The following is a 24,371-nucleotide window of genomic DNA, read 5'->3' on the forward strand; positions in this document are numbered from 1 at the left end:
AGTGGTGGTCTGGCGGTGTCAAGCCAGTTGACCGGAGTGGGAACTGACGACGGTTCGTCGGGAGAATTCGGAGCCAATGAATGGCTCGTCGACGAAATGTACGAGCAGTACATCGTCGACAAGAACTCGGTGGATAAGTCCTGGTGGCCGATCCTCGAGAGCTATCAACCTGTCAAGGGCGACAAGTCGACCGGTGAGATCCCGGCTCATCCCATCACTGCCCCGATCCCCGTGATCGGCTCACAGCCGGTCGCGAAGACGACGTCGGTCCAGCCGAAGGCCGCTCCGATTCCCGCCGATGCCCCGCGCAAGGCACCGGCGAAACCGACTCAGGCGGAGACATCGGCCGACACCGCCGAACCGGTCGATACGGTCGCACCACTGCGAGGTATGGCGAAGTCGCTCGCGACGAACATGGATGCCAGTCTGACCGTCCCGACGGCGACGAGCGTTCGGACGATCCCCGCGAAGCTGATGATCGACAACCGCATCGTCATCAACAATCACCTCAAACGTGCCCGCGGCGGCAAGGTCAGCTTCACGCACCTCATCGGCTGGGCACTCATCCAGGCGCTCAAAGAGTTCCCGAGCCAGAACGTCTTCTACGACGTCGTCGACGGCAAGCCCAGCGTGGTCTCCCCCGCGCACATCGGACTCGGCATCGCGATCGACATCCCGAAGCCTGACGGCACCCGTGCTCTTCTCGTTCCGGCGATCAAGCACGCCGAGACGCTGACCTTCAGCGAATACCTCGCGGCGTACGAGGACCTCGTCACCCGGGCGCGCAGCAACAAGCTCACCGCAGACGACTTCAAGGGCGCTTCGGTGTCGCTGACCAACCCGGGCGGAATCGGCACCGAGCACTCGGTTCCCCGCCTGATGAAGGGCCAGGGCTGCATCATCGGTGCAGGGGCCCTCGACTACCCGGCCGAGTTCCAGGGTGCGAGCGAGCACACGCTCGTCGAGCTGGCCATCGGCAAGACGATCACGCTCACCTCGACATACGACCACCGCGTCATCCAGGGCGCTGGTTCGGGCGAGTTCCTCAAGAAGGTCCACGAGAACCTCATCGGGTCGAAGACGTTCTACCAGGACATCTTCGCCGCGCTGCGGATCCCCTACGACCCGATCCACTGGGCACCGGACATCTCGGTCGACCTCAGCGACACCGTCAACAAGACCGCGCGGGTGCAGGAACTGATCAACTCGTTCCGTGTCCGCGGCCACCTGATGGCCGATGTTGACCCGCTCGAGTACGTGCAGCGTTCGCACCCCGACCTCGACATCCTCAACCACGGCCTCACCTTCTGGGATCTCGACCGCGAGTTCGTCACCGGAGGTTTCGGCGACAAGCGCCAGTCCAAGCTCCGCGACATCCTCGGCCTCCTGCGCGACTCGTACTGCCGCACCATCGGGCTCGAGTACATGCACATCCAGGACCCAGGTCAGCGCAAGTGGATCCAGGAAAAGGTGGAGCGGCCGTACGCCAAGCCGCGTCATGACGAGCAGATGCGCATCCTCGGCAAGCTCAACGAAGCCGAAGCGTTCGAGACGTTCCTGCAGACGAAGTACGTCGGCCAGAAGCGGTTCAGCCTCGAGGGCGGCGAGTCGACCATCGCGCTGCTCGACACCATCCTCCAGGGTGCTGCCGAGTCCGGTCTCGACGGCGTCGCGATCGGCATGGCCCACCGCGGCCGGCTCAACGTTCTCACCAACATCGCCGGCAAGACCTACGGGCAGATCTTCCAGGAGTTCGAGGGAACGAACAACTCCAAGAACTCCGGCTCCGGTGACGTCAAGTACCACCTCGGCACTGAGGGGACTTTCCGGGCCACTGACGGCTCGGAGCTCCCGGTCTACCTCGCGGCCAACCCTTCCCATCTGGAAGCCGTCGACGGGGTCCTCGAGGGCATCGTCCGTGCCAAGCAGGACCGCCAGCCGATCGGGACGTATTCGACCCTGCCGATCCTCGTCCACGGTGACGCGGCCATGGCCGGCCAGGGTGTGGTGCTCGAGACCATGCAGCTGTCCCAGCTGCGCGGCTACCGCACCGGCGGAACGATCCACATCGTCGTGAACAACCAGGTCGGCTTCACCACTCCCCCAGGCGAAGGTCGCACCTCGGTGTACTCCACCGATGTGGCCAAGACGATCCAGGCTCCGATCTGGCACGTCAACGGCGACGACCCCGAATCGGTCGTGCGCGTCGCCGAGCTGGCACTGCAGTTCCGTCAGGAATTCAAGAAGGATGTCGTCATCGACCTCATCTGCTACCGTCGCCGCGGTCACAACGAGGGCGACGACCCGTCGATGACGCAGCCGCTGATGTACAACCTCATCGAGCAGAAGCGCAGCGTGCGCAAGCTCTACACCGAGGCTCTCGTCGGCCGCGGTGACATCACCGAGGACGAGTACGAGGCAGCGCACCGCGACTTCCAGGACCGCCTCGAGCGGGCCTTCATGGAGACCCACGCGGCGCAGACGGCATCCACCCCCGTCATCATCGACGACCAGGACGAAGACGGCTACTCGGGCGAACCGGAAACCACCGGCGTCCCCGAGGCCGTCGTCCAGCTGATCGGAGACGGCTTCAACAACAAGCCGGCCGGCTTCACCGTGCACCCGAAACTGCAGCAGCTGCTGCAGAAGCGCCTCGAGATGAGCCGCAACGGCGCCATCGACTGGGCGTTCGGCGAGCTTCTCGCGTTCGGCTCGCTCGTCATCGAGGGAACGCCCGTCCGCTTCAGCGGTCAGGACTCCCGCCGCGGCACGTTCGTCCAGCGCCACGCCGTCCTGCATGACAGGATCAACGGCCAGGAGTGGCTGCCGCTCGCGAACCTCGCAGACAACCAGGCCAGATTCTGGATCTACGACTCGCTGCTCTCGGAGTACGCGGTCCTCGGCTTCGAGTACGGCTACTCGGTGGAGCGCCCTGACGCGCTCGTGCTGTGGGAGGCCCAGTTCGGCGACTTCGCCAACGGCGGCCAGACCATCATCGACGAGTTCATCTCGAGTGCCGAGCAGAAGTGGGGCCAGCGCTCCAGCGTCGTCATGCTGCTTCCGCACGGGTACGAAGGCCAGGGGCCGGACCACTCGTCTGCGCGGATCGAGCGTTACCTCCAGCTCTGCGCCGAGAACAACATGACCGTCGCACGGCCGTCGACTCCGGCGTCGTACTTCCACCTGCTCCGCCGGCAGGCCTACGCCCGCCCGCGCCGCCCGCTCGTGGTGTTCACCCCGAAGGCGATGCTGCGCCTGCGCGGGGCATCGAGCCCGGTGTCGGACTTCACCAGCGGCAAGTTCGAGCCCGTGATCGACGATGCCCGCATCACCGACCCGTCGTCGGTGAAGCGGGTGCTCCTCCACGCGGGGAAGATCCACTGGGACCTGCGTTCGGAACTCGACAAGAAGCCGAACGATTCCATCGCCCTCGTGCGAGTCGAGCAGTACTACCCGCTGCCGATCGCCGAGCTGAAGGCCGTGACCTCCCGCTACCCGGATGCCGAACTGGTCTGGGTTCAGGACGAGCCGGAGAACCAGGGCGCCTGGCCGTTCATCGCTCTCGAAGCGTCGAAGCACCTCGGGAGCCGTTCGGTCCGCGTCGTGTCACGCGCCGCTGCTGCATCACCGGCGACCGGCTCGGCCAAGCGTCACGCGGCCGAGCAGGCGAAGCTCCTCTCTGAGGCGCTGACCTTCTAGGAACAGCACTCAGGAAGACGGGCGCCGGCATCAGCCGGCGCCCGTCTTCCGTTTCCGGCACCTGCCGGGCCGGCCATTCTGTAACACTGGGTTCTCGGAGGTAGGCATGACGTTAGATCAGAGACGGTCGCTGTTTGGACGCGGTCCGGCATACTCGCGCGCGGCGACCAGCATCTCGGGGTCCGTGGCCGTCGTCCTGCTGCTTGCCCTCATCGCGTCGCTCACCCCGTGGCCGTCTGCCCTGCTCATCCGCGGCGTCTTCGAAGCGGGCGCTCGGGACCTCGTCGACGAGATGGAACCGCACGTCCCGGACACCCCTCTCGTCGAGGACATCGGGATGCCCGCCGGCGATGGCGGCAGCAGCATCGACCGGTTCTCCCCCGCAGACTCCACAGGCCCGCTGCCGACGGTGATCTGGATCCACGGAGGCGCCTGGTTGTCCGGCAGCTCAGCCGACGTGCGGCCGTACCTGCGGATCCTTGCTTCACACGGGTACACGACGATCGGGCTGAACTACCCGCTCGCCCCCGAGGCCGCGTACCCGACCGCGGTGAGCGGACTCAATGACATCCTCGGCTGGATCACCGCGCACGCCGCCGAACTCGACGTCGATCCGGCGACGATCGTTCTCGCCGGCGACTCCGCCGGAGCCCAGCTCGCCAGCCAGCTCGCGGCGCTCACCACCAACCCGGACTACGCGCACCTGATGGGTATCGATCCGGCGCTCTCCCGCGACCAGCTCGTCGCCACGATTCTGCACTGCGGTGTCTACGATCTCCGCGCCATGGCTGACCTCACAGGCGTCACGGCGTGGGGCTTCAAGATCGCCCTGTGGGGGTACACCGGCACCAGGGACTGGTCGGACACCGCTGCAGGCGCAACGATGTCGACGATCGACGCGGTGACTCAGGATTTCCCGCCGACCTTCATCAGCGGCGGCAACGGTGACCGGCTGACCTGGCTGCAGTCGGTGCCGATGGGCAGGGAACTGAAGGCCAGGGGCGTCGAGGTCACTGAGCTCTTCTGGCCGGCCGGCCACGAACCCGCACTGCCGCACGAGTTCCAGTTCCACCTCGATTCGGTCGAAGCACAGACCGCCCTCACGAAAACCCTGGCCTTCCTCGACAGCCGGACCGGCTGACCGGCCTGCCTCCGGCGAATTCCGGGCCCACAGCGTCATAGTCTTGAGCTATGGAGTATGCGCTTCTGGGCCTCTTCGGACTCCTCGCTATCGTGGTGGTTGCCCGCTTCGCACCCAAGGTCGGCGTGTCAGCGCCGCTCATCCTCGTCGTCGTCGGCATCGTCGTGAGCTTCCTTCCCGGCGTTCCTGCCTTCGACTTCCCCCCTGAGCTGATCCTCGCTGTGGTTCTGCCGCCGATCCTGTACTCATCGGCCGTGAACGTGCCGCTCGTCGACTTCCGCAGGAACCTCAAAGCCATCACCGGTCTGTCGGTGCTCCTCGTCATCGTCACGGCGCTGGTGAGCGGGGCCATGCTCCACCTGTTGCTTCCCGACCTGAGCCTCCCGGCCGCGATCGCCCTCGGTGCCGTGATCAGCCCACCGGATGCCGTCGCGGCGACGTCGATCGGCAAGCGGCTCGGTCTGCCCCCTCGGCTGGTCACCGTGCTCGAGGGCGAAGGTCTCGTCAACGATGCGACCGCCCTCGTCCTGCTCAGGTCCGCCATCGCGGCGACGGCAGGGGCCGTCTCACTCGCCGAGATCGCCGGCGATTTCCTCTACGCGGTCACCGCCGCCGTCGTGGTCGGCCTGGTCGTCGGGCTGGTCACGGTCTGGGTCCGTTCCCGGCTCCATGACCCCGTGCTCAACACCACGATCTCCTTCGCGGTGCCGTTCCTCGCGTTCATCCCCGCAGAGGAGATCGGCGCGTCCGGCGTGCTCGCTGTCGTCGTTGCCGGCTTGGTCACCGGGCACAACAGTGCGAGGTTCTTCAGCGCTCAGGACCGGATCTCTGAGCGGATCAACTGGCGCACGGCCCAGTTCGTGCTCGAGAACGGCGTCTTCCTCCTGATGGGCATCGAGCTGAAGTCGCTCGTCGAACAGGTCCAGGACGACAACCTCGGTGTGTGGCACGCTGTGGGAATCGGCCTGGCGGCCACCGTTGTGCTCATTCTCATCCGGATCGTGTTCGTCGTGCCGCTCGTCGCGCTTCTCCGCCACGACCAGCGGCGGGCGAAGACCCACGGCAAGCACCTCGACGTCATGCTCAGCCGACTGGACTCCTCGGACACCGCCCAGGACAGCAAGCGACTCTCACGCTTTCGCCTGCTGGTCACCCGCAAGCGGGCGGACGTCGATTTCCTCACCTCAGAAGGGCTCGGCTGGCGCGGCGGCGCCGTACTGGCCTGGTCGGGCATGCGCGGCGTGGTGACGCTCGCCGCAGCGCAGTCGCTGCCCACGGACATCCCTTACCGCCCCCAGCTCGTCCTGATCGCCTTCACCGTCGCCGTCGTGACGCTGCTGGTCCAGGGCGGAACCCTGCCTCTCCTGATCCGGGCACTCGGGATCGTCGGCACGGACGCGGCCGCGGACCGCGCCGAACTGGCCGCACTCATCGATGAGATCTCTGCCGTGGGGATGTCGACGCTCGACAACCCGGACCTGCTGGAGGCGAACGGAGGAGAGTTCGGCCCCGAGGTGATCGAGCGGGTGCGCGAGGACAGCATCATGCGTGGCGAGTCCCTCGCCGAGGACGCGGGCGACGGACGTCCCGGGCCGCACCAGCAGCATAGGACCCTGCGTCAGCGGGTCCTCCAGGCCGAACGCGGCGCACTGCTCGACGCCAGGGCGACCGGGGCGTACAGTTCACGCGTGATGGAGCGTGCGCAGGGCATCCTCGACCTGGAGGAGTCCCGGCTCGCGCAACTCGACGACGGAGCCGGGACCCACTGACGGCAGGGTCAGCCCCGCGGCGACGCGAGGACCGGCTCGTCGGCGTGTTCGCCTGTGTCGAGGTGCTTCGGTACCGCACGGCGGTTCGACAGCCTGCTCGGCCACCAGATGGCCCTGCCGATGTCGTAACTCAGCGCAGGTACGAGCAGGGTCCGGACGAGGAACGTGTCGAGCAGCACACCGAAAGCCACGATGAAGGCGATCTGGAGCAGGAACAGGATCGGAATCACTCCCAGCGCCGCGAAGGTGGCAGCGAGGACGAGCCCGGCAGACGTGATCACGCCACCGGTCACGGCGAGGCCTCGGAGGATGCCCTGCCTCGTCCCGTGTTTCTTCGATTCCTCCCTCACGCGCGTCATCAGGAAGATGTTGTAATCCACCCCCAGCGCCACGAGGAACACGAATCCGAACAGGGGGACGGACGGGTCGGCTCCCGGGAACTCGAAGATCCCGTTGAACACCCAGGCGGAGACCCCGAGGGTGGCCGCGAACGACAGGACGACGCTCGCGATCAGGAGCAGCGGGGCGACGATCGACCTCAGCAGGAGCATGAGGATGATCGTGATCGCTCCGAGGATCAGCGGGATGAGCAGGTTCCTGTCATGGATGGCCGTCTCGTTGGAGTCGAGGGCGATGGCCGTCGTCCCGCCGACCAGGACGGGTGACTCCCCCGTCGACACGTCGGCGAGTTGCTCCCTCAGGTCGACGACGACGTCCTCGGCGGCGATCGAGTCCCCCGCGTCATCGAGGGTGGCCTGCAGCAGGACGGTGCCGTCGACGACGGTCACGTCGGGAACGGGGGTCCCTGGGGGCCCGAGCGGCTGTATGCCATCGTCCGTGACGGGGAGTGACCCGGACGGTGAATCGGAGGAGAGCACGGTGAGCGAGTCGACGCCGTCGGTCCCGAGCACGATGCCGGCGACCTCGTCGAGAGTGTCCTCCGGAGCGATGATCACGGTGGGCGAACCGGAGCCGGCCGGGAAGTGATCGGCGAGGACGGCCTGGCCGTCACGAGCCTGCGATTCCCCGAGGACGAACTCGCTCTGGGCGACCCCGTCCGCCTTGAGCTGGAACATCCCGAGTGAGAGGACTCCGAGGAGCAGAACACTCGAGATCCAGATGACCCGTGGCCGCCGGGCGACGAGTCGCGCCAGCCACGGCCACAACCCGGTCTTGTCGTCGCCGACCGGGTTGTCGTTCGCCGGCCGCGCCTTGGGGCGCACGGGCCAGAAGGCGACCCTGCCTGCCCAGAACAGCAACGCAGGCAGAAGAGTGAGCGATGCCAGCAGAGCGAAAACGATGCCGATGGATGCGACGGGGCCGAGTGACTTGTTGGAGTTCAGGTCGGAGAAGAGCAGCAGGAGCAGTGCGGCGATGACGGTTCCGCCGGAGGCGAGGATCGGCTCCCACGAGCCCTTGAGTGCCGCCCAGGTCGCCGTCCACTTCGTCGGCTGGGTGACGAGTGCCTCGCGGAACCGCGCGATGTACAGCAGCGAATAGTCCGTCGCAGCGCCGATGACGAGGATGAACAGGATGCCCTGGGTCTGCCCGCTGAGCAGCAGAACATCGGCCCTGGCGAGCTGGACGACGACCAGGATCGACGCGCACAGCGCGGAGAGGCTCGAGAAGAGCACGAGCACGGGGAGAAGGGGCGAGCGGTACACGATGACGAGGATGACGAAAACGGCTCCGAGGGCGACAAGGAGGAGCAGCCCGTCGATACCTGCGAAGGCGCCGATGAGGTCTGCGGTGAGTCCTGCCGGTCCGGTGATCGCGCTGGTGAGCCCGTCGACGGCGTTCTCGTCGAGGATGCCGCGGAGCGCTTCGACCGTGTCCGCCACCTTCACGTCGGTGTCGAGGGTCAGGACCACCTGGGCGGCTTCGCCGTCTTCGGAAGCGATGGCCGGTGAGCTGTCCTCCGCCAGCACACCGTCCACGTCGCCGAATGCGGCGATGTCGTCATCGATCTGCGCGAGGTCGGCGTCGGTGAGGCCGCCGTCGCGCTGGTAGACGACGAGGGCGGGGATCACGTCGTCGCTTCGGAACTCCGACTGGAGCTCCTGCACCTTTGTCGCCTCAGCGCTTGCGGGCAGCTGCTGCGACTGGTCGTTCGTGCTCACGGCGCTGATCTGCCCGAAGCTCGCTCCACCTGCCCCGAAGAGTCCGAACCAGACGAAGATGAGGGCGACGGGGATGAGGACGCGCAGCCAGGTGGGGACGCGCGAGTCTCGGACGGGGGCAGGAGTCTTGATCACACCATCGACGTTACGCGGCACTGTGCTTCGCGCGCGTCGATCAAAAGGTTGAGTTAATGCGCAGCCTGTGCAGACCGAAGCTTCGCCAGGACCTGAAGCTTCAGGTCTTCAGGAGCGGTCTCCTTGCAGGCGCGCTGCACGGCCTCGGTGAGGGTCCGCGACAGCAGGGCCTCCTCCTGGCACGATGTGCAGTGCTCGAGGTGCTCCCGGATGTCCGAGGCGTTCGTCGAGCACACTTCGTGCCTGAGGTACTCCTCGAGGTCGCGTTTCGCTTTGTCGCATCCGCAGTCGGTCATTTTTTCGCTCCTGCCCTGCCGGTGTCGATACCGCGCTCCTGGGCGTAGTCGGCCAACAGGTCCCTCAGCATGCGCCTGCCTCGATGCAGGCGGCTCATGACGGTCCCGATGGGTGATTTCATGATGTCGGCGATCTCCTGGTAGGCGAAGCCCTCGACGTCCGCCAGGTAGACCGCAAGTCGGAAGTCCTCAGGAATGGCCTGGAGGGCATCCTTCACCGCACTGTCCGGCATGTGGTCGATGGCTTCGGCCTCGGCCGACCGGGAGCTCGATGCGGTGGTCGATTCAGCGCCGCCCAGTTGCCAGTCCTCGAGGTCATCGATGGTGCCCTGGTACGGCTCGCGCTGCTTCTTGCGATAGATGTTGATGTACGTGTTGGTGAGGATGCGGTACAGCCAGGCCTTGAGGTTCGTCCCCTGCTGGAACTGGCCGAACGCCGCATACGCCTTCACGAAGGTCTCCTGAACGAGATCCTGCGCGTCGGACGGGTTCTTGGTCATGCGCATCGCGGCGCCATAGAGCTGGTCGATGAACGGCAGCGCCTGTTCTTCGAACAGGGCGCGCGGATCGTTCTCCGGCTCGGGCGTGGGTGCTTCGTCGACGGTGGTCATCACGGGCAAGTCTACGTCCGCAACCGTTCCGCTGGGTCGCTCAAGCACTGCTGTCGCCATGCGGCGCACGCCCTTTCTCCTGAAATCCTCGATACATTAGAAGAACAATGCTTGAGTCGAAATATTCCGCCCCGGAGTTCGACCTGTACGGCGACCGGCACCAGCCGGACGGCGACGGGTCCTGGCCCGCGCCCGAGAGCACGGAGCCGGTCGCGGCAACCGTCTCCCTGCCCGGGTCGAAATCGCTGACCAACCGCGAACTCGTTCTCGCTGCACTCGCCGATTCGCCGTCTCTTCTGCGTTCCCCGCTCCACTCCAGGGACAGCCAGAACATGGTCGAGGCGCTCCGCGCACTCGGCGCAACGATCACCGAGGCGGATGCCACGGGCAGCTTCGGACCCGACTGGCTCGTCACCCCCGGCGAACTGACCGGGTCAACCACCGTCGACTGCGGGCTCGCCGGAACCGTGATGCGCTTCGTGCCGCCGGTCGCGGCACTTGCACTCGGACCGACGACATTCGACGCTGACGAGGCCGCACGGGGACGGCCGATGGGGACGATGATCTCCTCGCTCCGGGAACTCGGCGTCGACATCAACGACGACAAACGCGGTTCGCTTCCGTTCACGGTCCATGGAACGGGCCGCGTCGGCGGCGGCGAGCTGACCATCGACGCCTCGAGCTCCAGCCAGTTCGTTTCCGGCCTGCTGCTCGCGGCCGCCCGTTTCGACGATGGGCTCACCCTCACTCACTCAGGTGAGCGCCTGCCGAGCCTGCCACACATCGAGATGACCGTTGCAGCTCTCGCCGCCAGAGGCGTCCCCGTCTCCTCCCCCTCCGTCGGTGTGTGGCGAGTGGAACCGGGAACGATCTCCGGACTCGATGTCGACATCGAACCCGATCTCTCCAACGCGGCCCCGTTCCTCGCGGCAGCCGTCGTCACAGGCGGCAGCGTCACGATCACGGGCTGGCCAGCCGAGACCACCCAGGTCGGCGCAGAACTGATCGAGATCCTGCCCCGGTTCGGCGCCACCGTCACCCTCACCGGCGACCGGCTCACCGTCACCGGCGGCGACAGCATCCCCGGTATCGACCTCGACCTCACGACTGCGGGGGAACTCGCGCCGGCTCTCGTCGCCATCGCGGCGTTCGCCGACGGGCCGTCGACGATCACGGGGATCGGGCACATCCGCCACCACGAGACCGACCGTCTCGCCGCGCTCGCGTCTGAGCTGAACAAGCTCGGCGGCAATGTGACCGAGCTGGAGGACGGGCTCCTCGTGGAACCACGGCCGATGCACGGCGGGATCTGGCTCAGTTATCACGACCACCGGATGGCCACGACGGGCGCGATCGTCGGGCTCCTCGTTCCCGGTGTCGTCATCGAGAACATCGCCACGACGGCCAAGACCCTGCCCCAGTTCCCGGAACTCTGGACGTCGATGCTCTCCGGGACCGTCCTCGGATGAGCTGGTGGGACACCGGAGAGGCTGACGACGAACCCGAGTTCGACGAGTCGAGCATCCGCGTACGACCGAACCGCAAGGGCAACCGCCCGCGCACGAAGACCCGCCCGGAGCACAACGACGCCGAGACGGCACGCGTCCTCGCCGTCGACCGCGGCCGGTACACCGTCCTGCTCGACGAGGGCACAGGTGACGAACGCCGCATCACCGCGTCCCGCGCCTCAGAGCTCAGGAAGCAGGCCGTCGTCAACGGCGACCGTGTCCGTGTCGTCGGCGACCTGTCAGGCGATGAGGGAACGCTCGCACGGATCGTCGGGATCGTTCCGCGCACGACGCTCCTCCGGCGAAGCGCCGACGACACAGACGAGGTCGAGCGCGTCATCGTGGCGAACGCCGACCAGATGCTCGTCGTCGTTGCCGCAGCCGACCCCGAGCCCCGTGAGCGCCTCGTCGACCGCTACCTGATCGCCGCACTCGACGCAGGCATCCGTCCCATCCTCTGCATCACGAAGACGGACCTCGCCGATCCGACCGACTTCCTCCACAACTTCGCCGGCCTCGACCTCACCGTCTTCACCAGCTCGACGGACCGGATGCCCCTGGCCGAGATCACCGAAGCGCTCGTCGATCACGACACCGTCTTCGTCGGCCACTCCGGGGTGGGTAAATCCACCCTGGTCAACGCCCTCGTCCCCAGCGCACAGCGGGCCACCGGCCACGTCAACGCTGTCACCGGACGCGGGCGCCACACGTCGTCATCGACGGTGTCGTATCGGATCGAGGGCCAGAAGGGCACCGGCTGGGTGATCGACACCCCCGGCGTCCGCTCGTTCGGGCTCGGTCACATCGACCCGGCAAACATCCTGCGCGCCTTCTCCGACCTCGAAGAGGTGGCCGAACGATGCCCGCGCGGCTGCACCCACCTGCCTGATGCGCCCGACTGCGCCATCGTGGAAGCGGTGGAAGCCGGTGAGCTCGGCGACACGGGGGCGGCACGGCTGGACTCGCTCCAGCGCCTGCTGGCGACGTTCATGAAGCCGGCCCAGTACTGACCTCGCCTAGGCTGGAACCATGACAGACGCGCGACTCGTCCCAGGCGACCAGGCTCCTTCGTTCACCCTTCCAGACGCAGACGGGAAGAGCGTCTCACTCGCCGACTTCGCCGGCAAACGAGTGATCCTGTACTTCTATCCGGCGGCGATGACCCCGGGTTGCACCACCCAGGCCTGCGACTTCCGCGACAACCTCGGTTCGCTGCAGGCGGCCGGGTACACGGTCCTCGGCATCTCCAAAGACGCCCCTGCCACCCTCAAGACCTTCGAGGAGCGCGACCACCTCACCTTCCCGCTGCTGAGTGACGAGGACCTCACAGTCCACAACGCCTACCGCGCATACGGCGAGAAGAACTCGTACGGCAGGATCGTGACCGGCGTTCTCCGCTCCACGTTCGTGATCGGCGAGGACGGCAGGATCGTCGAGGCCCTCTACAACGTCAAGGCCACCGGCCACGTCGCGTCGCTGAGGAAGCGCCTCAAGGTCGCCTAGGGCAGATCACGCCTGATCGCCGTCATCACCGACGGGGTGAAGAGCAGGACGAGGACGACAACGCTGGGAACGAGGATCGCCCAGCCGATGGCAGGTTGTGCGAACGCGCCCTGGAACGCTCCGAGCGCGATCGCGAGCTGAACGAGCTGCCAGATCACCGCTCCGCCGCGCACCCAGCCCTGCCTGCGCAGCGCGCCGACGGCGACCGCAGTGATGAAGACGGCCCCGATCGCGACGAGAACGGTCAGCGCGATGGCGCTGGCCATCGACGACGCCGGCAGGGTCAGGATGTCGACCACGAGCACACCGACGACGATCACCATGGCGAGTGCCTCCACGAAGAGCAGCGCGATGACCACCAGGAGGGCGGTGGATCCTCCGCGGCGCCCTGGTCCGGCGGGAATCATAGCGTCCCCAGGTGTCGAGCCGGTTTCGTCAGTGTTATTCACAGGTGTATCCCATACAAAACTATTGATTTGGTAGTGGCACTATGTCACGATTGTTGAGGCCCGAGTACGACGCTCACAGAGAGGTGAGCAGATCCGGTTTTCGTGATCGCCCTCTCTCAGACTCGGCAGACCCTTATTCCCGACCATATCGGTCGTTTACCCCCATTCAAAGGAGCACCCGCATGGACTGGCGCGACAAAGCCGCTTGCCTCACCGCTGACCCGGAACTTTTCTTCCCGGTGGGCAACACAGGGCCGGCAGTCGACCAGATCGACAAGGCCAAGGCCGTCTGCGGTCGGTGCACGGTCACCGAGATCTGCCTCCAGTACGCTCTCGAGACCGGCCAGGATTCCGGCGTCTGGGGCGGCCTCTCCGAAGACGAGCGTCGCGCTCTCAAGCGTCGCGCTGCTCGCGCGCGCCGCGCTTCCTAACCGGCGTTCCCGCTCCGTCAGGAGCGGGAGATCCAGCGCAGGGGAACCTCGATGGTGACCTCTGTGCCAGATCCCATCACGGTGTGCCAGTCGATCGTGCCGCCCAATTCACCCTGGATGAGCGTCCGGACGATCTGAGTCCCGAGACCGGTGCCGACCTTGCCTTCCTGCAGGCCGACCCCGTTGTCGCGGACGAGCACCGTCAGTTCGTCGCCTGAGCGGTCGGCGACGATCTCGACTTCGCCGTCCCTTCCGGCGAGGCCGTGCTCGACCGCGTTGGTGACGAGTTCGGTGAGCGCCAGCGCGAGTGGAGTGGCGTATGCGCTCGGGAGCACCCCGAACTCCCCCGTTTTCCGCGGGTGCACGGTGGTGTTGTGTGACGACGCCACCTCGGCGATGAGCATGAGGACGCGTTCGAACACCTCGTCGAAGTTGACGTCCTGGGTGAGCCCCTCCGAGAGGGTGTCGTGGACCACCGCGATCGCCGCGACCCGCCGCATGGCCTGCGTGAGCGCCTCGCGGCCCTCGTCGGTGCGCGCGCGCCTCGCCTGGATCCGAAGGAGCGACGCGACCGTCTGAAGGTTGTTCTTGACCCGGTGGTGGATCTCCCGGATGGTCGCGTCCTTCGTGATGAGTTCGCGTTCCTGGTGCCTGAGCTCTGACACGTCCCTACACAGCACGATGGCACCGGCGCGTTCCCCGCGGTGACGGAGCGGGATGGCCCTGAGCGATACGGTGACGCCGCGGGCTTCGATGTCGGTGCGCCACGGGGCGCGTCCGGTGACGACCAGGGGCAGCGACTCGTCGATGACCTGTTTGCCCGGCAGGATCTGGGTGGTCACCTCGGCGAGCGACTCCCCCTCGAGTTCGTCGTTGAACCCCATCCGGTTGAAGGCCGAAAGGGCGTTCGGGCTGGCGAAGGTGGTCGTGCCGTCGACGTCGAGCCTGATCAGGCCGTCCGACGCCCGCGGGGCGCCGCGGCGGGGGCCTGTTGGCGCGGAGAGGTCCGGGAAATCGCCCGTTGCGATCATCTCGAACAGGTCGTTGGCGCACTCGTTGAAGGTGAGTTCCTGGCGGCTGGGCGTGCGCGCCTCACCGAGGTTCGTGTGCCGGGTGAGCACGGCGATCGGCACGGTCGCGTTCTCCGGCGAGGTCGCGGCCAGGCGACGCATCACAGGGACAGCGCGCACCCGTGTCGGCGTCTCCTCGTACCAGTCCGGGGCGGTCGAATCGATGATCCTGCCGGTCTCGAACGCCTCGGTGACCTGCGTCCGCCACTGGGGTTTCACCAGCTGGCCCACGAAGTCGCGGTAGAACAGGGTGGCGGCACTCGACGGACGGTAGTGCGACACCGACATGAAACTGCCGTCCCTCGTGGGAACCCAGACGACGATGTCGGCGAAGGCCAGGTCGGCGAGGAGCTGCGCGTCTCCGACGAGCATGTGCAGCCAGTCGACGTCCTCGTCTGTGGAGCGGCCGTTGGCGAGGACAAGGTCACTGAGCGTCGACATTCGTCCAGTCTACGACGCGCGCTCCTGCCGCCGGACGTGCGCCTGCGCCTCACGAACCGGCCCGGAGCGGCGCGAGGACCCGTCGCCCCCGGAGGGCACGACGGCCGGCAGGTGCCGCGGGAGGCAGGATGCGATCGGCTGCGAGGCGCGAGATGGCCGCGAGTGCCTGCGACCGTGGACTCACGTCGCGGAGCGCGCGACCGGCCAGCAGCGCGGCATCAGTGCCCTTGTCATCGGCGGGGATGAGGACGGCGTCGTCGATGCCGCCGAACCGCTGGAGGGTGGCGCGCACCTGGCCGGACGGGTTGAGCCCCACGACGCTCGCTCGCACCTTGTTGACGACCGTGGTGACGTGGCGTTCTTCGGCGAGTTCGACAAGGTCGGCGTATGCACGGAGATAGCGGGCGAGCCCGATCGGGTCCGCCGTCGCTACCGCGAGGATCCGGTCAGCCGACCGCAGCGCCTGGAGCGTCGCGGCGTTCCTTCGCGGGGCGAACAGGTCACTCGAGATCTCTTCGTCGTCCTCGAGGCTGAAGCCGGTGTCGACGACCACGTAGTCCGCCCAGTCCCTGCACGCCTCGAGCGTCCGCGACACCCTGGCGGAGCTGAGTTCAGGCCATCGGGAGGCCCTGGGGATGCCGGTGAGCACGTTGAGCGTGCCTCCGTGCACCGGGTACGGCTGCCTGATTCGATCGAGTTCGGCAAGGCTGAGTCCGTCCTGCCCGGCGAGGCGGCAGGCGGCAGCGAACCCGGGGGCTTCGTCGAGCATGCCGAGAACAGGGGCGATCGAGGCACCGTGGGTGTCTGCGTCGACGAGGGCGACGACGTTGCCTGCAGCCGCCAGTTCGGTGGCAAGGGAGACGGCGACTGTCGTCCGGCCGGGCGACCCTGCCGGGCCCCACACGGCGACGATGGTCCCGTGCTTCACTGCAGCGGTGGGAGACACGTCGACCGTCCCGCCACGGACGGCGGCGTCGACGGCATCCGCGTGGCATCCGACATCGAGGACGTCGTGGAGTCCGAGCGACGCCGCGTTGCTGCGCCCGGCAGACGACGACGCGATGGCGAGAATCCGGATGCCGCGGCGATCGCACAGCGCGAGGAGCGACGGAGTGAGCCGGTCGGCGTCGGCGGAGACGAGGAGGACATCCGGATGCCTGCCCTCGAGAGCGGCGGCGGTGTCGGCGACGGGCCCGATCCTCGCCTCCACCCGATGGCCCCGTTCGACGAGCGCAGCCACCAGCCGGTCTTCATCGTCGCGGTCGAGCGCGAACGCCAGGTCGGCCACCGGTCAGCCCGCCGGCACGATCGAGATGGCGCTCTCACCGGAGAGTGCGGCGAGCAGCGCTGCCACGGTGCCCGTCGGAACGAGGATCTCCACGGTGTCACCGCTCCCGGTCGAGACAAGGCCCTGCTGCTCGACCACCCGGACGACACTGGCGCCAGACACGATGACGGTCGGCGGCGTGAACGATCCGTCCTCCTGCTGCTCGGCGGCCCACACGTCGACGCTCGAACCGGGCTCCACAGAACCGGCGATGGCGATGGCGGACTCGACGACGACGGCACTGACCTGGACCTCGGCGTCCGCCCTCACCGCCGCCCGAGGAACGAGTTCTCCTTCGAAGATCGTGCGGGTCACGACGAGTCCATCGTCAGGGATGGTCGTGAGGTATCGTCCCTCGGCAGATTCGAGCCGGACGTGTGCCACGGACAGATCGTCACCGGTGATCGTGTCGCCGACCGACAGCGTCGAGGACGCCACGAAGACGGGACTCGACCGGTCGGCCGCCTGCACCACGGACCACACACCGACGATCGACGCGATGATCAACCCAACCCCGATGCCGAGACGAGGGTCGACGCCGAACCGTCGCGATCGCGTTGCCTTCATGCCCTCTCCAGCCGTTGAACCGCGCACGTCAGGTGCCGGTGGTCCCATGCTGCCAAGTTCGTGCGACACGCGAGAAAGTTATCCACACCCGCGTCGGTCGCGAACAGCCGGCGCAATAATCGGATCCATGGATACGGTTTCTTCTGACTCCGTCGGGCGCTTCCTCACGGTGGCCGACGCGGCGGACATCCTCAACATCCCGGCATCGGACGTCGTCGAACTCGTCCGGACGGCCGAACTCCCCGCGATCCAGGTCGGAACCCCCGGCCGCTGGCGGATCGAACGCACCGTCCTCGAGGCGTACATCGCGGGAAAGTACGAGGAGACCAGGCGGATGGGGCTCTGGCAGGAGTCCGACCTTGCGAGCCTCCCCGAGGTATCCGACGGAAAGATCCTGCCTCCGCGCGAGGTGTGAGAGCCGCCGTCCCACCGGCGATGCACGGCTCACAGGACGATGAGCCCGATGTCTCCGATCGGCACGAGCCGGTGATGGCTGACGTTCCGTTCGCGACGGGGAGCACCTCGCTCGTGCACGGCGAGGTCGACGTGGTCGCCGGCGACACGGTCGAGCGTGCCGCCGTGCACGACCTGCCGCGAGCGGGCGTGCAATTCGACGTAGACCCGGCGCCGGCAGAGGTCGCGCAGGACGAATGGCAGACCGATACGATCGGCCAGACGTGGCGCCTGCTCGTCACGGGGAGGGACGTCGAGGCTCCTCGCCAGACTCGACTTGGGCAGGATCACTCCTGCGACGGCCTCGATCGGGACGATGCAGGCCCCGGATGCTCCGTCGCGTGAGACGAGGTCCGCACTCATCCAGTCTCGTCCGAACGACTGCGGGAGGACCGTGACCACAGCTCCTGTGACCAGTTCGATGGTGACCTCGTCTCGACGTCCGTCGCTGCCCGCGAACGTCTGGAGCCGATCGCGGAGCGTGAGCCTGCCGACCCGGAGGCGGTGTTCCTCGGCACGCCTGTCGAGCTCCTCCGCGTGCAGCTCATGTTCGAGCTGGCTTTCGAGGTCGTCGAAGAGGCTGTCCCAGCGCATGGATGGAGAGTAGCGACTCCGTCGCCAGGGCGCGGGAGTTATCCACAGATTGAAAACGTGGGGTTTACACGGGCCTGCAGGCGCTGGGAGAGTAGCTCGGCATAACGAGCCCCCGAACGGGGGACTGCTGACGCAGGCCATGCGTGGACCCGAAACAGGCATCCTGTCACCGAGCGATACGCCGAGCCCCCGGCAGCCGACGTCGCGCCCTCCAGACCCCGCCCGGGTCGCCGTGCCCACCTTTCCAGGTCGTTTCCGTCGCACGTTTCCACGGAGCAACGCATGAACTCCACGTCCGCCGGCGAGCCCGCTTTCCGTCATTCAGGCAGCAGCGCGCCTCACCACTCCTTCGATTCCGAACAGTTCTTCGGCAGGCAGAAGACGCCCACCGAACAGCTTCCCCCTCCTGAACCGCTGCTGGAGAATCTCACGCGATGCGTGATGGAGGTCCTCGCCGGTGCGCGGGAACTCGACCAGCTCGCCCGCTGGATCTCGGAGGAGGTGTACAAGCACCTGCTCAAACGTCAGGTCGTGTCGGCGCGGGCGCGGCAGGTCAAGGGGCTGCAGGCGGTGCGACCGGTACTCAGGATCGGGCGGATCACGACGTTCGAGCCACGGGACGGTGTCATCGAAGCGGTGGTCATGGTCCATCAGCGAACGAGGTCGCGGGCTGTCGCGATCCGGCTCGAGGGCATGGACAGGCGCTGGCGGGCTACGGCCATCTCCGTGCTCTGACCCTTCGACCACGGGCAGGAACGCAGACACCCCCGCCGGCGAACCGGTCAGGGGTGTCTGTGATGGGCTGTCGAGCGTTACTTCTTCTTGCCCTGGGCCCTGCGGTCGGCACGGTTTCCGGCAGGGGCCGCGGGAGCGTCGCCCTTCTGGCCGAACGCTCCACGGGTGGCCGGCTGTGCCGGCTGGGCCGGAGTGCCGCTTGTGCGCGGTGCTGCCGTGACGTCTGAAGCGCGCTGGGCGCGAGCGGTCGCTGACTTCTCGATCTGGCCCTTCTGGTTGCGGACCTCGACCTCGCCACCCTCGTTGGCCGCCGAGTAGCTGAGCTTCTCGTCCTCGGTCGTGTCGCGGGTGAGGCCCTTGGCCTCGACCGACGTCACTTCCTCTGTGGCGCCCTTCTTCACCTCGACCTCGAGGTTGAACAGGTAGCCGACGGATTCCTCGCGGATCTGGCCCATCATCTGCTGGAACATGCTGAAGCCCTCGCGCTGGTACTCGACCAGCGGGTCGCGCTGGGCCATGGCGCGCAGGCCGATGCCGTCCTTGAGGTAGTCCATCTCGTACAGGTGGTCGCGCCAGCGGCGGTCGACGACCTGCAGCACCACGCGGCGTTCGAGTTCGCGCATGGCCGGTGACCCGAGCTGCTCCTCGCGGTGGGAGTAAGCGAGCCTGGCGTCAGACAGGATCTCGCGGCGCATGAAGTCGCGGTTGATCTTGCCCTTCTGCCCTGCCTCTGCCACGACCTCGTCGATGGTGAGGCTGATCGGGTACAGCGTCTTCAGGTCGACCCACAGTGCGTCGAAGTCCCAGTCGTCGCCGTTCCCTTCGCCGATGTGCACGTCGAGCACCTCGTCGATCACGTCTTCGAGGAACTTCTGGGTGCGCTCGTGCAGGTCGTCGCCCTCGAGGATGTGGCGGCGGTCGGCGTAGATGGCCTCGCGCTGCCGGTTGAGGACGTCATCGTACTTCAGCACGTTCTTGCGGATCTCGGCGTTGCGAGCCTCGACCTGTGACTGTGCGCTGCGGATGGCGCGGCTGACGACCTTGGACTCGATGGCCATGTCGTCTGGCACTCCCCCTCGGCCCATCAGGGCTTCGGCGGCGCCGGAATTGAAGAGGCGCATGAGGTCGTCGGTGAGCGAGAGGTAGAACCTGCTCTCACCCGGGTCGCCCTGACGGCCCGACCGTCCGCGCAGCTGGTTGTCGATGCGGCGCGACTCGTGGCGTTCGGTTCCGAGGACGTAGAGTCCGCCGGCGTCGATGACCTTCTCGGCCTCCTCGTTCACCGTCTCCTTGACCGCGGTGAAGACGTCGTCCCACGCTGCCTCGTAGTCGTCGGGCGTCTCGGTGGGGCTGAGGCCCTTCTGGTTCATCTCCTGGACGGCGAGGAACTCGGCGTTTCCGCCGAGCATGATGTCCGTCCCACGTCCGGCCATGTTGGTCGCGACGGTCACCGAACCGAGGCGGCCCGCCTGCGCGACGATCGCGGCTTCGCGGGCGTGGTTCTTCGCGTTGAGCACCTCGTGACGGATGCCCTTCTTGGCGAGCAGGCGGGAGAGGTATTCGCTCTTCTCCACGCTCGTCGTTCCGACCAGGACCGGCTGCCCCTTGGCATTGCGCTCCGCGATGTCCTCGACGACCTGGGCGAACTTCGTCTCCTCGTTCTTGTAGACGAGGTCGGACTGGTCGAGGCGCCGCATCGGCTTGTTGGTGCGGATCGGGACGACGCCGAGCTTGTACGTCGACATGAACTCGGCGGCTTCGGTCTCGGCCGTACCGGTCATCCCGGCGAGTTTCTCGTACAGGCGGAAGTAGTTCTGGAGCGTGACGGTTGCGAGGGTCTGGTTCTCGGCCTTGACCTGCACGCCTTCCTTGGCCTCGATCGCCTGGTGGATGCCCTCGTTGTAGCGGCGTCCCATCAGGATGCGTCCGGTGTGCTCGTCGACGATCATGACCTCGCCGTTCATGACGACGTAGTCCTTGTCCTTCTTGAACAGGGCGCGCGCCTTGATCGAGTTGTTGAGGAAGGAGATGAGCGGCGTGTTCGCAGACTCGTACAGGTTGTCGATGCCGAGGTAGTCTTCGACCTTCTCGATGCCGGACTCGAGGACACCGACGGTGCGCTTCTTCTCGTCGACCTCGTAGTCCTCGTCCTCGACGAGGACGGTCGCGAGGCGGGCGAACTCGGCGAACCAGCGGTTGGCTTCGCCTGACGCCGGTCCGGAGATGATGAGCGGCGTCCTGGCCTCGTCGATGAGGATCGAGTCGACCTCGTCGACGATCGCGAAGAAGTGACCGCGCTGGACGAGGTCCTTGGACTGCCACGCCATGTTGTCGCGGAGGTAGTCGAAGCCGAACTCGTTGTTCGTGCCGTACGTGATGTCGGCGGCGTACTGTTCGCGGCGCTGCTCGGGGGTCTGGCCGGCCAGGATGACACCGGTGGTCATGCCGAGGGCGCGGAAGACGCGGCCCATGAGCTCGGACTGGTAGGTGGCGAGGAAGTCGTTCACCGTGACGACGTGGACGCCCTTGCCTGCGATGGCGTTGAGGTACGCGGGCAGGGTGGCCACGAGGGTCTTTCCCTCACCGGTCTTCATCTCGGCGATGTTGCCGAGGTGGAGTGCAGCGCCACCCATCAGCTGGACGTCGAAGTGGCGGAGCCCCAGCGTGCGCTTGGATGCTTCGCGGACGGCAGCGAACGCTTCGGGCAGGAGGTCGTCGAGCGACTCCCCGTTGGCGTGCCGCTCCCGCAGCTCGGCCGTCTCGTTGCGCAGTTCCTCATCGGTGAGGTCGGCGAAGTCGGGCTCGAGCGAGTTGACTGCCGTTGCGAGGTTCTCGAGCTTCTTGATGACTCGGCCCTCACCCAGGCGAAGAACCTTCTCTAGTACTGAGGCCACGTATTGAACTCCACTTTGCTCTCGGGGCACGTTTTTCCGACGTGCGGCCGTGCCGTGTGCACGGTGTGGTCACCGGCGCTCCTGCCGACGACCGTCTCTATGTTAGTCCGGTGCGGGGTGTGAGCATCCTGAATCCGGGCGGATCCACTCCCCCGAACGCGGCTCACGCGGGTGCCGATACCGGGCACCCGCGTGAGCTGGACAGCGAACTGCTAGGCGCGCTTCTTCTCGTTCCCCGCGTCTTCGTCGAGACCGATGACTCCGTAGTCCCAGCCTTTGCGACGGTAGACGACGCTCGGTCGGTCATTCTTCGCATCGACGAAGAGGAAGAACGGATGCCCGACGAGCTCCATCCTGTCGACGGCTTCGTCCACGGTCATGAATTCGGCTGCGAACACCTTCTCCCTGATCACGACGGGGCAATACTCGTCGTCTTCAGGCGCCTCGTCCTCGACCGTCGCAACGGCCCCCGTCGCGACGCGGCGGATCGTGTCGAGGTCCGCCGGTTGCACATCGATGGTGCTGAACCCGGCAGCGCTTGCCTCGGACAGTGATGTCCTGCGTTTCCCTCGAAGGACCTTCTTTCGATCCTTCGCCCGACGCACCTGTTCGAGAAGTTTGGCGATTGCCAGATCAAAGGCGACGTACTTGTCCGAGCCGGCGGCCTCCGCTCTCACGAGCGGCCCCGGTCCGATGAGCGTCAACTCGACGCGATCGTCTCCAGCCTTCCCGCTCTTGTCGTGGTGACGGCTGACCTTGACCTCGAATGCGAGGGCCCGGTCCGACAGGTGGGCGATCTTCTCAGACTTTTCTTCCACATAATCGCGAAAGCGATCGGTGAGTCCCAGGCCTTGTCCGACAATGTTTGTTTCCACGTCAACCTCCCAGATCAGGCGTGCCGCCGCACTATCCAGGGCGGTCCTTTCACGCCTTTAGCCCCCACCGTAGTCCCGCACGGCTGATAAGTCACTCAGCAAAGTGTGCCCGTGACGAAGCGGTCAGGAAGAGTCGCGGAGTTGCGGCGATCACGGCCGCGCCGATGACCGAGCCGCCCGCCTCCACCACCGCGCGGCGTGCTTCCCTGAGCGTTTGGCCCGTGGTCACGACGTCGTCGACGAGAAGGAAACGGCGCCCGGTCACCGGTCGTTTCGTCCGGAGAGCGCCGGAGAGATTGGCCTGCCGCGCGGCGATACCGAGTCCGATCTGATCTCCTGGCTGGCGCCGCCAGGCGAGGGGATGCTCGAGCGTGAACGCCGTCCGCGCGACGACCACGTCCACCGGCCGATAGCCGCGCCGCCGGAATGCTGCCCTCGTCGACGGCAGCGCAGCGAGTGTCACGACGCCACCCGCGGCCGTATCACCCGGCAGGGAGTCAATGGCAGCGTCGATGGCCGGGAGGAGGACACGGGCGAGGGCGGAGGACGCGTCGGTGCGCTGGTCGTTCTTGAGCGCGAGGATCGCGCGCCTGGCGACATCCGTGTACTCCGTCCCCGCCCAGACCGGGAACCCTGGCTCGAGCTCGCGGCACACCAGCCGGCCGCCCATGCGGACGGAACATCCTGGGCACACGGTGATGCCGGGCACCCCGCATCCGACACATTCCACGGGAACGAGGAGAGCAACCACTTCTCTCGCGGCCCTCGCCAGCCTGATGTCTGCCGACGCCATCACCACAGGCTGCCCGGGCACCGTTCCACAGGTGAGAAGACGGCGAAAACTGTGGACAGGACGGCAACGGCCCTCGGCGGTGGAGAGCGGGCACTCCCGGCTCAGGGAGTGGTGATCTCCCGGGAGAAGAACTCGAGAGCCGTGCGGGTCTTCGCCTGCTGCTCCCCGGTCAGGTCGATTCCGCGGTCCTCGAGGTAGGCCCTCGTACGGACGGCCACGTCGAAGGTCTCATTCGACGCGCACTTCGTTGACAGCTCCAGGATGCGTGAGCCGTCCGGGTAGAACCACAACTCGGCAACGAGTTTGCCGGTGTAGCCGCTCGGCGAGTACTTCAGCTTGAGGGCGGTGACCGGCCCGAGGACCGACAGGTCGTCGAGCGAGACTCCCTCGGGCGCGCAGTCGCCGAAAAAGGCCCGCTGCTGTTTGGTGAAGAGGGAGGAGATGGCGCGCCCGCCCGCGATGGCCTCCTTGACCTTCCCTTTGCGCTTCTTTGCTCCCATGCTCGCCGAGCACACGAAGGCCCCTGGCATCGCATCCACTTCGACGCCGAAACCCGGTACGCCCGTCAGCTCGGTGGACAGTTCGCTCGGGACGACGGGGCGCAGCTTGATCACGCTGTCGTCCCCATCTGTCCGCCTCCGGGCCCGCACGATGATTCCGTGCCGGTTCAGCGCTAGGTCCGGTGTGTCGAAGTAGACCACCTGCCGGATCTGGGCGTCGAGCGCATCCATCTCAAGGGCCTGCATCGTCGATCGCTGATCCCTGTCGGGAACGGTGACCTTCAACTCGACCGAGTCACATCCCTCGAGGGCGGAGAGCAACGCAGCCATCTGGTCGGCAGGCAGGTTCGGGGCTCCAGGTGAATTCGTCATGATCACTCCTCACTGCCCGGCTCGTCGGCTCGAGAGTACGCCGACGCCGAAACCCGCGCCTCACCCGTCGAGGGTGACTGCGCGAGCC

21 protein-coding genes are annotated in these 24,371 nt (G+C 66.7%); 9 read left to right on the top strand and 12 right to left on the bottom strand.

Features of this window, described 5'->3' with window-relative positions; translation table 11 throughout:
- Positions 1 to 15: 15 nt before the first annotated feature.
- From AC1M0F_RS07925 to AC1M0F_RS07935, 3 genes are all read left to right on the top strand, one after another.
- A complete protein-coding gene (locus AC1M0F_RS07925; protein ID WP_480237681.1) occupies positions 16 to 3,699 on the top strand; it encodes a multifunctional oxoglutarate decarboxylase/oxoglutarate dehydrogenase thiamine pyrophosphate-binding subunit/dihydrolipoyllysine-residue succinyltransferase subunit in 3,684 nt (1,227 codons plus the stop codon).
- A gap of 106 nt (positions 3,700 to 3,805) precedes the next feature.
- Complete coding sequence (locus AC1M0F_RS07930; protein ID WP_480237682.1) at positions 3,806 to 4,840, top strand: alpha/beta hydrolase; 1,035 nt, start codon at positions 3,806 to 3,808, stop codon at positions 4,838 to 4,840.
- 50 nt (positions 4,841 to 4,890) lie between these two features.
- Positions 4,891 to 6,609, top strand: coding sequence for a cation:proton antiporter (locus AC1M0F_RS07935; RefSeq protein ID WP_480237683.1), 1,719 nt, complete (start codon positions 4,891 to 4,893; stop codon positions 6,607 to 6,609).
- 8 nt (positions 6,610 to 6,617) lie between these two features.
- Here the strand turns inward: AC1M0F_RS07935 and AC1M0F_RS07940 are convergent, their stop codons facing one another.
- From AC1M0F_RS07940 to AC1M0F_RS07950, 3 genes are read right to left on the bottom strand one after another with little or no spacing between them, the layout of a single operon-like run.
- The gene (locus AC1M0F_RS07940) at positions 6,618 to 8,864 is read right to left on the bottom strand and encodes an MMPL family transporter (protein WP_480237684.1); all 2,247 of its coding nucleotides are present in this window, start codon (positions 8,862 to 8,864) and stop codon (positions 6,618 to 6,620) included.
- Between the two features lie 53 nt (positions 8,865 to 8,917).
- A complete protein-coding gene (locus AC1M0F_RS07945; protein ID WP_480237685.1) occupies positions 8,918 to 9,160 on the bottom strand; it encodes an alpha-ketoglutarate decarboxylase in 243 nt (80 codons plus the stop codon).
- Entirely contained in the window at positions 9,157 to 9,831 is a 675-nt protein-coding gene (locus tag AC1M0F_RS07950; RefSeq protein WP_480237686.1) for a sigma-70 family RNA polymerase sigma factor, read from the bottom strand. The genes AC1M0F_RS07945 and AC1M0F_RS07950 overlap by 4 nt, the downstream gene beginning before the upstream one ends.
- 47 nt (positions 9,832 to 9,878) lie before the next feature.
- Between AC1M0F_RS07950 and aroA the strand changes: the two genes are divergently transcribed.
- Genes aroA through bcp form a run of 3 tightly spaced genes read left to right on the top strand, consistent with a single transcriptional unit; the run spans position 9,879 to position 12,782 of the window.
- Positions 9,879 to 11,240: a 3-phosphoshikimate 1-carboxyvinyltransferase gene (aroA, locus tag AC1M0F_RS07955; protein ID WP_480237687.1), complete on the top strand. Its 1,362-nt coding sequence runs from the start codon at positions 9,879 to 9,881 to the stop codon at positions 11,238 to 11,240.
- Positions 11,237 to 12,289: a ribosome small subunit-dependent GTPase A gene (gene rsgA, locus AC1M0F_RS07960; RefSeq protein ID WP_480237688.1), complete on the top strand. Its 1,053-nt coding sequence runs from the start codon at positions 11,237 to 11,239 to the stop codon at positions 12,287 to 12,289. Before aroA ends, rsgA begins: the two co-directional genes overlap by 4 nt.
- Positions 12,290 to 12,308: 19 nt before the next feature.
- Positions 12,309 to 12,782 (top strand): thioredoxin-dependent thiol peroxidase, encoded by a 474-nt coding sequence (bcp, locus tag AC1M0F_RS07965; RefSeq protein WP_480237689.1) that lies wholly within the window; start codon positions 12,309 to 12,311, stop codon positions 12,780 to 12,782.
- Here the strand turns inward: bcp and AC1M0F_RS07970 are convergent.
- A complete protein-coding gene (locus AC1M0F_RS07970) occupies positions 12,779 to 13,231 on the bottom strand; it encodes a hypothetical protein (protein WP_480237690.1) in 453 nt (150 codons plus the stop codon). The two genes, bcp and AC1M0F_RS07970, sit on opposite strands and share 4 nt — an antisense overlap.
- Before the next feature lie 182 nt (positions 13,232 to 13,413).
- Here AC1M0F_RS07970 and AC1M0F_RS07975 point away from each other — a divergent pair, with 182 nt between their 5' ends.
- Positions 13,414 to 13,662: a WhiB family transcriptional regulator gene (locus tag AC1M0F_RS07975; protein WP_090711166.1), complete on the top strand. Its 249-nt coding sequence runs from the start codon at positions 13,414 to 13,416 to the stop codon at positions 13,660 to 13,662.
- A gap of 17 nt (positions 13,663 to 13,679) precedes the next feature.
- On the opposite strand, the gene AC1M0F_RS07980 is transcribed toward AC1M0F_RS07975, so the two are convergent.
- Genes AC1M0F_RS07980 through AC1M0F_RS07990 form a run of 3 tightly spaced genes read right to left on the bottom strand, consistent with a single transcriptional unit; the run spans position 13,680 to position 17,067 of the window.
- The gene (locus AC1M0F_RS07980; RefSeq protein ID WP_480237691.1) at positions 13,680 to 15,173 is read right to left on the bottom strand and encodes a sensor histidine kinase; all 1,494 of its coding nucleotides are present in this window, start codon (positions 15,171 to 15,173) and stop codon (positions 13,680 to 13,682) included.
- Positions 15,174 to 15,222: 49 nt separating this feature from the next.
- Positions 15,223 to 16,461, bottom strand: a complete 1,239-nt coding sequence (locus AC1M0F_RS07985) for a CpaE/TadZ family protein (protein WP_480237692.1) — start codon at positions 16,459 to 16,461, stop codon at positions 15,223 to 15,225.
- A 3-nt stretch (positions 16,462 to 16,464) separates the two neighbouring features.
- On the bottom strand, positions 16,465 to 17,067 hold the full coding sequence (locus AC1M0F_RS07990; protein ID WP_480237693.1) for a flagella basal body P-ring formation protein FlgA: 603 nt from the start codon (positions 17,065 to 17,067) through the stop codon (positions 16,465 to 16,467).
- A 127-nt stretch (positions 17,068 to 17,194) separates the two neighbouring features.
- On the opposite strand from AC1M0F_RS07990, the gene AC1M0F_RS07995 reads away from it, so the two are divergent.
- On the top strand, positions 17,195 to 17,482 hold the full coding sequence (locus AC1M0F_RS07995) for a helix-turn-helix domain-containing protein (protein WP_480237694.1): 288 nt from the start codon (positions 17,195 to 17,197) through the stop codon (positions 17,480 to 17,482).
- A gap of 29 nt (positions 17,483 to 17,511) precedes the next feature.
- On the opposite strand, the gene AC1M0F_RS08000 is transcribed toward AC1M0F_RS07995, so the two are convergent.
- Positions 17,512 to 18,114 carry a hypothetical protein gene (locus AC1M0F_RS08000; protein WP_480237695.1) on the bottom strand — a complete coding sequence of 201 codons (603 nt, stop codon included), beginning with the start codon at positions 18,112 to 18,114 and terminating at the stop codon, positions 17,512 to 17,514.
- A gap of 282 nt (positions 18,115 to 18,396) precedes the next feature.
- Between AC1M0F_RS08000 and AC1M0F_RS08005 the strand changes: the two genes are divergently transcribed.
- A complete protein-coding gene (locus tag AC1M0F_RS08005; RefSeq protein WP_480237696.1) occupies positions 18,397 to 18,849 on the top strand; it encodes an Rv3235 family protein in 453 nt (150 codons plus the stop codon).
- 77 nt (positions 18,850 to 18,926) lie between these two features.
- Here the strand turns inward: AC1M0F_RS08005 and secA are convergent, their stop codons facing one another.
- The 4 genes from secA to AC1M0F_RS08025 all read right to left on the bottom strand — a co-directional run bounded on the left by secA (position 18,927) and on the right by AC1M0F_RS08025 (position 24,283).
- Positions 18,927 to 21,743, bottom strand: coding sequence for a preprotein translocase subunit SecA (gene secA / locus AC1M0F_RS08010; protein ID WP_480237697.1), 2,817 nt, complete (start codon positions 21,741 to 21,743; stop codon positions 18,927 to 18,929).
- Positions 21,744 to 21,955: 212 nt separating this feature from the next.
- A complete protein-coding gene (gene hpf / locus AC1M0F_RS08015) occupies positions 21,956 to 22,618 on the bottom strand; it encodes a ribosome hibernation-promoting factor, HPF/YfiA family (RefSeq protein ID WP_480237698.1) in 663 nt (220 codons plus the stop codon).
- Between the two features lie 91 nt (positions 22,619 to 22,709).
- Entirely contained in the window at positions 22,710 to 23,411 is a 702-nt protein-coding gene (locus AC1M0F_RS08020) for a ComF family protein (RefSeq protein ID WP_480237699.1), read from the bottom strand.
- Positions 23,412 to 23,512: 101 nt separating this feature from the next.
- The gene (locus AC1M0F_RS08025) at positions 23,513 to 24,283 is read right to left on the bottom strand and encodes a CYTH domain-containing protein (RefSeq protein ID WP_480237700.1); all 771 of its coding nucleotides are present in this window, start codon (positions 24,281 to 24,283) and stop codon (positions 23,513 to 23,515) included.
- Positions 24,284 to 24,371 lie beyond the last annotated feature (88 nt).

The sequence above is a fragment of the Mycetocola sp. Y719 genome, assembly GCF_056713205.1.

Excerpts from the sequence above, each read along its gene's own strand:
- AC1M0F_RS07930 (WP_480237682.1), top strand. The coding sequence starts at position 3,806 with ATGACGTTAGATCAGAGACGGTCGCTGTTTGGACGCGGTCCGGCATAC.
- AC1M0F_RS07935 (WP_480237683.1), top strand. The coding sequence starts at position 4,891 with ATGGAGTATGCGCTTCTGGGCCTCTTCGGACTCCTCGCTATCGTGGTG.
- AC1M0F_RS07945 (WP_480237685.1), bottom strand. The coding sequence starts at position 9,160 with ATGACCGACTGCGGATGCGACAAAGCGAAACGCGACCTCGAGGAGTAC.
- AC1M0F_RS07950 (WP_480237686.1), bottom strand. The coding sequence starts at position 9,831 with ATGGCGACAGCAGTGCTTGAGCGACCCAGCGGAACGGTTGCGGACGTA.
- aroA (WP_480237687.1), top strand. The coding sequence starts at position 9,879 with ATGCTTGAGTCGAAATATTCCGCCCCGGAGTTCGACCTGTACGGCGAC.
- rsgA (WP_480237688.1), top strand. The coding sequence starts at position 11,237 with ATGAGCTGGTGGGACACCGGAGAGGCTGACGACGAACCCGAGTTCGAC.
- bcp (WP_480237689.1), top strand. The coding sequence starts at position 12,309 with ATGACAGACGCGCGACTCGTCCCAGGCGACCAGGCTCCTTCGTTCACC.
- AC1M0F_RS07975 (WP_090711166.1), top strand. The coding sequence starts at position 13,414 with ATGGACTGGCGCGACAAAGCCGCTTGCCTCACCGCTGACCCGGAACTT.
- AC1M0F_RS07980 (WP_480237691.1), bottom strand. The coding sequence starts at position 15,173 with ATGTCGACGCTCAGTGACCTTGTCCTCGCCAACGGCCGCTCCACAGAC.
- AC1M0F_RS07990 (WP_480237693.1), bottom strand. The coding sequence starts at position 17,067 with ATGAAGGCAACGCGATCGCGACGGTTCGGCGTCGACCCTCGTCTCGGC.
- AC1M0F_RS07995 (WP_480237694.1), top strand. The coding sequence starts at position 17,195 with ATGGATACGGTTTCTTCTGACTCCGTCGGGCGCTTCCTCACGGTGGCC.
- AC1M0F_RS08000 (WP_480237695.1), bottom strand. The coding sequence starts at position 18,114 with ATGCGCTGGGACAGCCTCTTCGACGACCTCGAAAGCCAGCTCGAACAT.
- AC1M0F_RS08005 (WP_480237696.1), top strand. The coding sequence starts at position 18,397 with ATGAACTCCACGTCCGCCGGCGAGCCCGCTTTCCGTCATTCAGGCAGC.
- AC1M0F_RS08020 (WP_480237699.1), bottom strand. The coding sequence starts at position 23,411 with ATGGCGTCGGCAGACATCAGGCTGGCGAGGGCCGCGAGAGAAGTGGTT.
- AC1M0F_RS08025 (WP_480237700.1), bottom strand. The coding sequence starts at position 24,283 with ATGACGAATTCACCTGGAGCCCCGAACCTGCCTGCCGACCAGATGGCT.